This is a genomic window from Bacillus sp. 22475, from assembly GCF_052044835.1.
Lineage (GTDB): Bacteria > Bacillota > Bacilli > Bacillales > Bacillaceae_G > Bacillus_A > Bacillus_A cereus.
The window spans coordinates 1-10,442 of sequence record NZ_JBQENW010000061.1 but is presented as its reverse complement, the minus strand read 5'-3'; the positions used below and the strand labels follow the sequence as shown (position 1 = coordinate 10,442).

Below are 10,442 nucleotides of genomic sequence, written 5' to 3'. Positions count from 1 at the left end.
TAAATGCATATAAACTACAAAGCACACCAAATCATAACGAGCAGGTTAAATTTGAAGATTTAAAAGGGCATTGGGGAGAAAAATATGCCAATATTTTAATAGATTTAAAAATCTCTAATGGTACCGAGAACGGTTGGCAACCAAATAGATTTATAACACGTGCTGAAGCTGCTCAACTTACTGCAAAAACAGATATGTTACAACAAAATTTAAACGATGAAAAAGAGAGTATTACTGCTACTTCATATGAAGATTTAAATTTAACAGTGGCTTCGAAAATTACAGCTCAAGAGATTGATAGTTTTATTGCGAAATATCATTCGGATAGTCCTTTAGTGGGACATGGGCAAGATTTTATCAATGCGCAAAATCAATATGGCGTGAGTGCTCATTATTTAGCAGCGCATGCGATTTTAGAATCTGGATACGGAAAATCAGAAATCGCATATCAAAAACATAATCTATTCGGTCTACGTGCATATGATGGAGATCCGTTTAAATATGCGAAATATTTACCAAGCTACGGCGATAGCATTGCTTATAACGCTAATTATGTACGAGAAAGATATTTAGAAGAAAGTGGTATGTATTATAACGGCCCAACATTAACTGGCATGAATGTGAAATATGCATCAGATAAAGGCTGGGCTAAGAAAATTGCGGGTATTATGGAACGTATTAAACCGTTCCATGTAGAAGACTATACATATGCAAAAAAATTACCAAAGAATCCTGAAACATTAGATGTCGACGCGTTATCTAATGAAATTCCATATAAAATGTATGCAGACGGTTCAAGCTCAAATGTTGTATCGTCAGCTACTTACTATCAGGTACCTTATCCATTTAATTTAAAAATTAAAAGTAGACCAGATGTAGCTGTCGAGGAGAATGAAGTTGGTACAGTAACTCCTGGAACAACCATCTTTATTTATCGTGAAGATCCGAATGGATGGGTAGAATTCTCTTTTGAAGCTAATGGAGAAAAATATTGGACATTAAAAAATAAATTAAGTATATAATTAAAAAAATCTATTTCACTAGTTTTAATCACATATAATTGAGAGACAAGTTTTTAACTTTCTTAAAATAAAGTTATGTATACAAGAAAAGTTAGAGAATTATTTTCTCTAACTTTTCTTCGCTAGTATTTGAAATTAAAAAGATGGTGGAGTTACTCCAAATATAACAGTGACTTTGTTTAAAGAAGTGTTTTCCCATTTATGCTTTGCATAAGGTGGGATTTTAACACTATCACCTGTATTGAGAAGTAAAACCTCATCATTTAGATATAGTTTCACTTGTCCTTCCATAATAAATGCTATTTCTTCCCCTTTATGTGCCACAGGCTCCATAGATGAAGCAGTTTGAGGTAACAGATTCATTAGAGCCAATTCTAGTGATCCATCTAAATTAGGAGATAATAGCTCATACGAAACATTGCCGCTTTCAGGAAAAGTTATTTTTTTCCTTTGGTTAGCTCTTACAACTAATTCTTCTGTACTAGTATCCTCTAAGAAAAAATTAAACAATGGAATATTTAATGCTACAGAAATTAATTTTAGTGTTTGTAATGAAGGATTTGTGATTCCTTTTTCAATCTGACTTAACATGGAAGGTGTTATATCAGCTAACTCTGCTAAACGCTTACTGGTTAATCCGGCCCCTTTTCTAAATGCCCTAATTTTGTGACCAACATTAATATCGTTCATATATGTAATCCCCTTTAAATAAGTAAATAGAATTAAATTATTATTAATTTTATTTACTTATACTTAATATATTGTTAATATATACTTAATTATAATAAATTATGATTAATTTTAAAACATCATATGTACATATGGCAGCAGCTGCGAAAAAGTGGGAAAAAGATTTACTTAGAAACAAAGGGGCTACTATTTTTGAATATACAGCTGGTTATAGTAAAGCAGTAGAAGAAGGAGGAACATAAGTTAATAAGAATCAAATGTGCTATTTTATTAACGATGAAAAATCAAAGCATGTATTTTAAGGTAATGCAGTAGTTGCTACTCGTCTAAAAAATTGATATACAAATAAAAGTTGATGGATCGCATCCTCTATTTGTATATCTACAATGTGGAGTAGGATTTGGTGGAGTTTCGTTTAGTTTGAAAATTATGGTATGGGATCATGTACATGTAATTTTTGCTGGGCCTACCCATTCTCCGTATATGCTAATAGGTATGATGACCGGGTTGTATGATGTGATTTCCATACAAGATTTTTAATGAAAAGGATTCTAATAAGTAAAGGACAACTTAAGAGTAGACTTCAATGCTGTATTGTAAAATTTTTAAGGAAGTGAAAATAGTATGAAATCAGCTTTAAATAGTATTATGATCTCCTCAATTCTTTCAGTAGGAGGGATTCTTTCGCTTTTGTTTAATTTAATGGGGGATCAAGATTGGATCTGGAATTGGGTAGGGCTATTACTGGCATATCTATCTTTGGGCATTTTAATAGGTTTATATAATAAAACTGTGGATCACAAAACATTTCCTAAAATACTAAAAAGAACTTTGTTTATTTCCTTTAATGCTACTATATTAGGGATAATAATAGGGGTAACATACCAACTATTAGGAAAGTGGAATCTTACTATAATGATGTATTATTGGTTGATAATTTTATTACTACATTTAATTACTATAATAACATTAGTCATACTAGTATTGGAAAACCGTAATAGTAAAAATTACAGCTTACTATATAGTTTTATTATACTTTTAAACATTGTCCTTACCTTAGGACCAGTATTATTTCCAGTTGTTCTAACTATTATAGGAAATGCCATGAACGCTAGTGCAGGGCACTAATTTTCACCTATATAGATTATTAAAATGATTAGTCCAAAATTGAGATTGGTTAAGTTAAAAAACTTAATAAACTAATAGGATAATAAAACTAAACGACATAAAGTGGAATGATTTGATAGAAAGAAGATTATAATATGAAAATTAAGCGTAAGAAAAAGAGAATTATAAGTGTATTGTTGGCTATTACTTTAGTAGCAATAGGGTATTACATGTTTCAATCTATTACGAATCCTAAGCTGGTAAATGCGGAAGAGGCAAATAGTGTTCAACAAGTGAGCAGTCTACCTAAAAATGAATTGAAAAAATCGATACCTAATCGTTTTGATGGTAAAGAAAGAAAAGTTGCATATTTAACTTTTGATGATGGACCAGGAAAATATACAGCTAATCTATTAGATGTATTAAAGAAAAATGATGTGAAAGCAACATTCTTTTTAATTGGCGATAATGTGAAAAGGTTCCCAGATTTGGTGAAACGAGAGCATGTAGAAAACCATTATGTGGGCATGCATAGTATGACACATGATTTTAAAAAGTTATACACCAATCAGGAATATGTGAAGGAAATGAAAGAAGATCAATCTTTAATTAGAAATGTTATTGGAAACATACCAAAATTAACACGTCCACCATATGGATCAATGCCTGGATTAAATGAATCACTTCGAAATGAAGTGGTCGGAAATAGATTAAAAGTATGGGATTGGACAATTGATTCTTTAGATTGGAAATACAATAAATTACCTGTTGATGTAGCAGCTGCAAAAATTGTTCAAAATGTCTTAGCAGGTGCGACGTCTTCAAAAGAAATTGTTTTAATGCACGATATTCATCCACAATCTGTCGCGGCAGTTCCAGCAATTATAAAAGGATTAAAAGAAAAAGGGTATGAATTTGAAGCTTATGATGAGAATAATCATTTTCCAATAAACTTCTGGCATGATAATCGAATATAAAAAGATATGTATGAGTTAAAAGAAAATTAGAATGGAATAAGCAATTCATATAGGGTTTAAATATTTGTAAGAGCGTGTTTAGATAGATGAAAACACGCTCTTTTTGCTGGGCTATTTTATTGTAAATTTAAGTATAGGCTTTCTAATTTTAGAAAAATTTATATGATTTTTTCATTCATTTCTACATAAGCGTTGGATATTTCGTATGTTTGTCCAGAATGAAAAGAGCTTATTAAACTATTCATTATTCACGTTCTTCTTCATATATTTGTACCACAATTATTTTTTTGTTGTTAAAACTAGTTTTTAAGAAGCATATGCTTTAGCAACTGCAGAAATTCTGTATCACTTTTATCATCTTTTATATAATCCTGTTCGTAGTTAAAAATCATTCGTACTAACATAAAAGCTGTAAGCGGTAATGGTACCTTATGCAAAGCTCCTTGCTGATAACCTTTTTCGAGCAAATTACTTATCATGTTAATTGCTTCTTCTTCAGATTGTTTAAAACAAGTTGTAATTTCAGGTGAATGGTACTCTTTATATTCTCGAAAGAGTGTAGAAACAAATGGATCTTGATGATATTCTAGGCTGATATAATGAAGAATTTTTTGTATTCGAAGTAAAACATCTTTTTCTTCTTTATATAAATTAAATAATTGTGAGCGTTTAAGCTGAATATGACGCATATAGCAGTCACATAATATTTCAGTTTTATCTGTATAGTAATAATATATAGTACCTTTACCAACTTTAGCTGTCTTTGCAATTTCATCAACCGTTGTGTTACGGACACCACGCGTAGAGAACAGTATTGTGGCAGATTGAATGATTTTCATCTTTTTATTTTCTTTTTCTAATTTGATCATTGTCTACACCCTATCCTTGAAATATTTAGCGAAGTTTTCTGTCTTTACATTCTGTATTAGTTCATTTGTAATTTTGTAAATCCTAATAGAAAGTCCTCTATTTTCTTCTTATAGAATAGCATACACCATTCTTATTTCTAGTATATAACTATAATAGAATGCAACTGTATCACTTAGGATGAAAATGAAAGTTTAAGGTAATAATTTTTTAATCGGACGATGAGAATTCAAGTGAAAGGGGACAATGATTTCTTTCTTGATTGAATTATTTGATTTTTTATTCAATTCATTTTATTATATAAACATGACTAAAAGATGTTTTTAGTCGGATTTTTTTACGGAAAACCGACTGATATTTGATTTTAGTCGGTTTCTATACTATTTGAGAGAAGGTAGACACTATGTGTGGAATTGCAGGGTGGATAGACTGGTCTAAAGACCTGTCTAATGAACAAGAAACGTTAAAAAAAATGACAGATGCTATCATTCACCGCGGGCCTGATGCAGAGGGGCATTGGTTTTCAAAACGAGCGGCATTAGGTCATCGACGTCTCATCGTCATTGATCCTGAAGGTGGCCTTCAACCTATGCTCTATAAAGATGGAAATGATACAATTGGCCTTACGTTCAATGGAGAAATTTATAACTATCAAGAATTACGTAAAGAACTTGAGGAGAAAGGTCATAAATTTCAGACCAAGTCGGATACAGAGGTATTACTACATGCTTACTTAGAATGGCAAGAAGATTGTGTTCAACACTTAAATGGGATTTTTGCTTTTGGTATTTGGGATGAAAGATTTGGGAAATTGATGCTTGGTCGTGATCATCTAGGTGTGAAGCCTTTATTTTTTGCTCAAAGGGGAAGTGCAGTTCTCTTTGGTTCAGAGTTAAAAGTTTTACTTTCACATCCACTTGTAGATGCAGAGGTAGATAAAGAGGGACTTTCTGAAATTTTCTGTCTTGGACCAACACGTACTCCTGGTCACGCTATTTTCAAGGATATACATGAAGTGCGTGCTGGCCATTATATGACGTTTACCTCTAATGGTTCGAATACGACACAATATTGGAAACTTGAAAGTAAAAAACATGTAGATGATATTGATACAACAGTCGAGACAATCCGCTCCATTTTACAAGATACGGTTAAACGTCAGTTAATTGCTGATAAACCAGTGGTATCTATGCTTTCCGGAGGTTTAGATTCCAGTGGTTTAACAGGTTTAGCAGGAAATGAATTTGGGAATAAAGGGGAACGCCTTCATACATATTCCCTGAATTTCATCAATGATGAAAAGGACTTTGAGCAAGACTTCCTTCGTTTTGATCGTGATGAACCTTGGGTGAAACGTGTGGCTGAATATGTAGGAACAAAGCATCATTCTATAGAGTTAGGATCAGATAGTTTAATAGAGTATTTATTAACTCCAATGCGAGCGCGTGATCTACCTGGAGTTGGAGAACTAGAAACGTCTCTTTATTTGCTATTTAAGGAAATGAAGAAAGACGCAACAGTTGCACTTTCAGGCGAATCCGCAGATGAAGTATTCTCAGGATATCCATGGTTTCATCAAGAGAAGTTTCTAGATGCAGAGATATTCCCTTGGAGTGTTAATTTATGGTATAGTACAGAAATTTTATCAGAGGATTTTAAAGCGAAGATTAGCCCTGAAAAATATCAAAAACAAAAATTTGAAGATGCGGTTGCTGAGGTTCCCTTTTTAGAAGGTGAAAGTGATCTGCAAATGAAGCAACGTCAAATGTCTTACATGTTTATTACTCGTTTCTTGCCATTTATGTTAGAACGAAAAGATCGCACAAGTATGATGAATGGCTTTGAAGTACGAGTTCCATTTTGCGATTACCGGCTTGTAGAATACTTATGGAATGTCCCATTCGAAATGAAAAGCATAGACAATATTGAAAAAGGTATTTTACGTCGAGCTTTTGAAAATGTACTTCCAGAAGATGTACGTTATCGCAAAAAAAGTGCATATCCAAGCACAAAGGATGCCTCTTATCTACAAGGTATTAGTGATTGGATGTTACATGTGTTGAACAATCCTGAATCACCTATTTTGCCATTAATTAATGTAGAAAGAGTTCGTGCTATTGCAGAAGGAAAAGACGAAGTAATTTCAGGTAATGATGCCCGAGGTATAATAGATTATTTACTTCAAGTTAATGGTTGGCTTCAGGAATATAATATTAAATTAGTATGGTAGATGTAATTTTCAAATAAAGAAGATAGCTGAAACATTAATGGCCTAAGTGAACCGCATTACCAATGGATTAGATAGTTATCTAATAATTGGAGATGCGGTTTTATAAAAAATAATAATATGTTTATAAATGTAAAGCCTACGGGAACTTTTCCTGTGGGCTTTTTAAGTAGTTTTTACGAAATTATGAGTGTTTTTTATTTTGTATTTCAATAAGTTTATCTGGTATCAGTTTTGTATAATATTCTTTTTCTGTTAGTTCAAATATAAATAATGCTTTTTTCCAGTTATAAACAACATCTTCTACATTGTGTTGTTTAATCTTTAATAAAAACAGACCTTTTAAATAGAATAGTTCACCTAATAGGTATAAAGTATTTAGATTAATTGCTAATTTGATGCCCTTATCAATGTATTTTATTGCCTCTTCATGTTGATATGTGAAGGCCAAAGATTTTGCTAAATTTAAAATGATTTTTAGTTTAATTTCTTTATCTCTAGGAAAATTTAACTTATTAAAATTAGATAAACATCTTCTTAATATAGTAATACTTTTTTCATATTCTTTATTTTCTCCATGAAATATAGCCATTGTATGCATAATATCTATTTCTCTTTCTGATAAAAAATCAGAATTGGTTAAAGTTAGTTTTAATGCATGATTTAAAAGAGTTAAAGCAGTTTTGGTTGATCTATTTACCTCAAATATAGCAATTGCTTCATGCCATATTAGAAATTGTTTCTCTTCATTTGTTTGAAAGTTATTTAAGTTTTTCTCCTTTTTTACTATTTCATAAAGTTCTTTATATTGTTTTTGTTTTAAGCAATCTTTTATTACATATTTTACATTTTCTACATATTTAATTTTTTTGTTTTGAGTTAGTGCAAATATATTATTTGGATCAATACCAAGTCTTTCAGATAATTGATATAACAATATGCTAGATGGATAAATCACACCTTTTTCGATCTTGCTAATTTGACTTTGTGAACATATTCCATGACATAATTCGGATTGTGATATATTTTTGTTAATTCTAAGTTCTTTAATGGTAATACCCAAATCGTTAAATTCCATTTTTTCACCTACTATTTAGCACTGTATTAGTTAAAGAGTTTTCTCTAACTTTAATGTAATGTAAAATTAACATATTTACAATTATTATTTGTTTTAAAGGAATTACCGTTTTCATAGGATGGTGAGGCTTTTATTATGTACAAAAAAAGACACCCTAAGGGGCCTTCCTCCGACTTGAACCACGTTCATAATGATAAGCTTTTTATTATTTTTTCATCTTTTTTCGTTTGGGTGTACAATGAATTTCTTAGCTTGATAGCGATGGGATAGAACCACATCGCCATCAAGCGGAAATTTTATAGTACCCCAGAACAAAATTTCGTGCTAACTGGTAACAAAAAAATGTGAAATTGCCCATAGATAACTATCTTATATTAATTATATAAACTAGTGTGTGATATAATGATATAAAGATATTACATTTAAAGGGGGATTCAAATTGGTTAAAAACTTACCTTTACTAGTAGTGATTTTACTACTTGGTATAAGTTCTTCTACGTTAAGTACGAATGGATACTTTTCTCCAGTTATAGAAGGGTCTTTAATGATTATAAGTATTATTTTAAACATTACTGCAGTGATAGGTTTATCACTACACGTTCTTGTATACCAACCTATGAAAAGATTTGAAACAAATTTAAAAGAAACATGTAAATAAAATAATTATATTTGAGGTAATACCCCATCGCTATCGAGCTAAAAAGTGTATCCATAAAAAGAAAAAATACGCTATTCTTTCTGTAGAATCTTAGGAAAGGATGGCGTTTTTTATTTTAGGGTGTATTTTGTTCTGTTAGCTTGATGGTGATGTGGCTGTACCCCACATCCATCAACTTAAGGTATATTTTTAAACAAAATGCGGTCTTTCCATATAGTTTTTTATTATCTTTTGTAGATTTTATAAAAGCGGGCATATCAAATAAACCCTGACGGGTTTCAATTTTTTACTATGCTACCTGATGAGTAGAAGTGGTATACTCATAAACAACACCCAAAATATCAAAGACTGTCTTTTTCTCGTATCGATGAGATTTTCGTCCGTTGTGCTGTAGGAGGTTAAACAGACGAAGGAGAACCTTTGATAATTCTTGGGTGTTTTTGTGTAATGCTTGGTAAAAAAGTGAAAAATAATCCTTAATTATGTACATCGCTTTATATTCACTTAGCTCTTTCTGTTTCTTACGTAATAGGAGTTCTCGCATTTTAAACATAGTAGAAGAACATAATAGAATACTAATGAGTTGCCCATAAAGATGACATTCTAATCGCTCTTGTTTAATAGATTTACAACGATGAATTTGAAACCAAGATTTCCATATTTTAAATAACAGCTCAATTTGCCAACGTAATGAATATAAATCATAGATTTTCTCTTTTGGTACCCATTCCGTAGGAATGTTTGTCATATATACCGTAATACCTTGTAAAAGCTTTGTACGCTCTGTATATGTAATTCCTTTTTTCTTTTCACGAATAGCTCGGTCACGTAGGCGTTTCTGTTTTTGCTCCTCGGTACACCTATAAACTACAATACGAGTAGGCAATTTGTCCTTACTCCCTACATATACATCGTGTAATTCATACACTTGGCCAGGTTGTAGTTGTTTCATAATGTCTTCCAAATGAATTTGTATATATACTGGTTTCAATTGAGAGGGTTTTGTTTTAAATACCACTGTTTCGAACTCTTTTCTATATATTTTAGTTGGTAACTTAAGACGAGATAAATAATACCCCTGCTTGTCTTGAATAGACTTAAAGTCTTGTAGATGAAAATATCCTAAGTCACGAATATACAGCTCATTCTTTTGTATCATGCCTGTTCGAGTCGCACCATACGCCTGATCACTTCGTTTTCCTGGTTCAATTTTCACATCAGAAAATTCCCCACTCAACAAGTCATACTCTAGTTGAATTTTCACACCAGCTTTATGACTACATCCTCCGGCACCAGGATAGGTAGATGCGAATCGATCTGGAACCTGAAAGGTTGTAGAATCAAGGATGCGAATGCGCTCAAAGTAGGAAGAAAGAGAATGAGAAATCTTAGATACGCCTCCAATTTTAGCTTGTAGAAGTGTAGTAAATACAGTTCGAAAGAAGGCTACAGAAGCAGAGTTAAATCGCCGATTAAGTCCTTCCGGACTTAATAAAACTCCTGTTGAAGTTTCTAATTGACTACATAGTTGAGTAAGAGAGGTAGTAGCGACTTGTTGATTTAGCCATACACACAAAGATAAGAAATGGTGCCCGTGGCACTTACGTTTTCGTTTCATTCCGCCTGCTTCTATGGCTAATTGATTAAGTGTAGCGGGAGACATATATCGATATAACTCTTCAGCGAATAAAGATAATTCTTGTTTTTGATTCATATTCATAAAAAACACGTCACCCTTTCTCATTAACATAAGAAAATAGTAACGTGCTTTTAACTTCAAAAATAGTCTAAATCCTTAAGTTGATGGATGTGTGGC

At 31.8% G+C, this 10,442-nt stretch carries 10 protein-coding genes; 6 read left to right on the top strand and 4 right to left on the bottom strand.

The features are described 5' to 3' along the window. The coding region (locus ACTJJY_RS31325; protein WP_440607399.1) for a glucosaminidase domain-containing protein at positions 1-1,022 on the top strand (1,022 nt) is incomplete at its 5' end. 135 nt (positions 1,023-1,157) lie between these two features. Here ACTJJY_RS31325 and ACTJJY_RS31320 read toward each other — a convergent pair. Continuing rightward, positions 1,158-1,712, bottom strand: coding sequence for a helix-turn-helix domain-containing protein (locus ACTJJY_RS31320; protein ID WP_223618782.1), 555 nt, complete (start codon positions 1,710-1,712; stop codon positions 1,158-1,160). A gap of 101 nt (positions 1,713-1,813) precedes the next feature. Here ACTJJY_RS31320 and ACTJJY_RS31315 point away from each other — a divergent pair, with 101 nt between their 5' ends. From ACTJJY_RS31315 to ACTJJY_RS31305, 3 genes are all read left to right on the top strand, one after another. Next, complete coding sequence (locus ACTJJY_RS31315; protein WP_097962049.1) at positions 1,814-1,954, top strand: serine dehydratase; 141 nt, start codon at positions 1,814-1,816, stop codon at positions 1,952-1,954. 382 nt (positions 1,955-2,336) lie between these two features. Continuing rightward, entirely contained in the window at positions 2,337-2,840 is a 504-nt protein-coding gene (locus tag ACTJJY_RS31310) for a DUF3902 family protein (RefSeq protein WP_440607398.1), read from the top strand. 134 nt (positions 2,841-2,974) lie between these two features. Then, positions 2,975-3,796 carry a peptidoglycan-N-acetylglucosamine deacetylase gene (locus tag ACTJJY_RS31305; RefSeq protein ID WP_440607397.1) on the top strand — a complete coding sequence of 274 codons (822 nt, stop codon included), beginning with the start codon at positions 2,975-2,977 and terminating at the stop codon, positions 3,794-3,796. Between the two features lie 299 nt (positions 3,797-4,095). Here ACTJJY_RS31305 and ACTJJY_RS31300 read toward each other — a convergent pair whose 3' ends face one another. Continuing rightward, positions 4,096-4,665 (bottom strand): TetR/AcrR family transcriptional regulator, encoded by a 570-nt coding sequence (locus ACTJJY_RS31300; RefSeq protein ID WP_088021260.1) that lies wholly within the window; start codon positions 4,663-4,665, stop codon positions 4,096-4,098. Between the two features lie 401 nt (positions 4,666-5,066). On the opposite strand from ACTJJY_RS31300, the gene asnB reads away from it, so the two are divergent. Continuing rightward, positions 5,067-6,893 carry an asparagine synthase (glutamine-hydrolyzing) gene (asnB, locus tag ACTJJY_RS31295; RefSeq protein ID WP_440607396.1) on the top strand — a complete coding sequence of 609 codons (1,827 nt, stop codon included), beginning with the start codon at positions 5,067-5,069 and terminating at the stop codon, positions 6,891-6,893. Between the two features lie 181 nt (positions 6,894-7,074). Here asnB and ACTJJY_RS31290 read toward each other — a convergent pair whose 3' ends face one another. Beyond that, entirely contained in the window at positions 7,075-7,968 is an 894-nt protein-coding gene (locus ACTJJY_RS31290) for a helix-turn-helix domain-containing protein (RefSeq protein WP_440607395.1), read from the bottom strand. A 439-nt stretch (positions 7,969-8,407) separates the two neighbouring features. Between ACTJJY_RS31290 and ACTJJY_RS31285 the strand changes: the two genes are divergently transcribed. Then, positions 8,408-8,626 (top strand): hypothetical protein, encoded by a 219-nt coding sequence (locus tag ACTJJY_RS31285; RefSeq protein WP_440607394.1) that lies wholly within the window; start codon positions 8,408-8,410, stop codon positions 8,624-8,626. Positions 8,627-8,915: 289 nt separating this feature from the next. Here ACTJJY_RS31285 and ACTJJY_RS31280 read toward each other — a convergent pair whose 3' ends face one another. Then, positions 8,916-10,346 (bottom strand): IS4 family transposase, encoded by a 1,431-nt coding sequence (locus ACTJJY_RS31280; RefSeq protein WP_440607037.1) that lies wholly within the window; start codon positions 10,344-10,346, stop codon positions 8,916-8,918. Positions 10,347-10,442 lie beyond the last annotated feature (96 nt).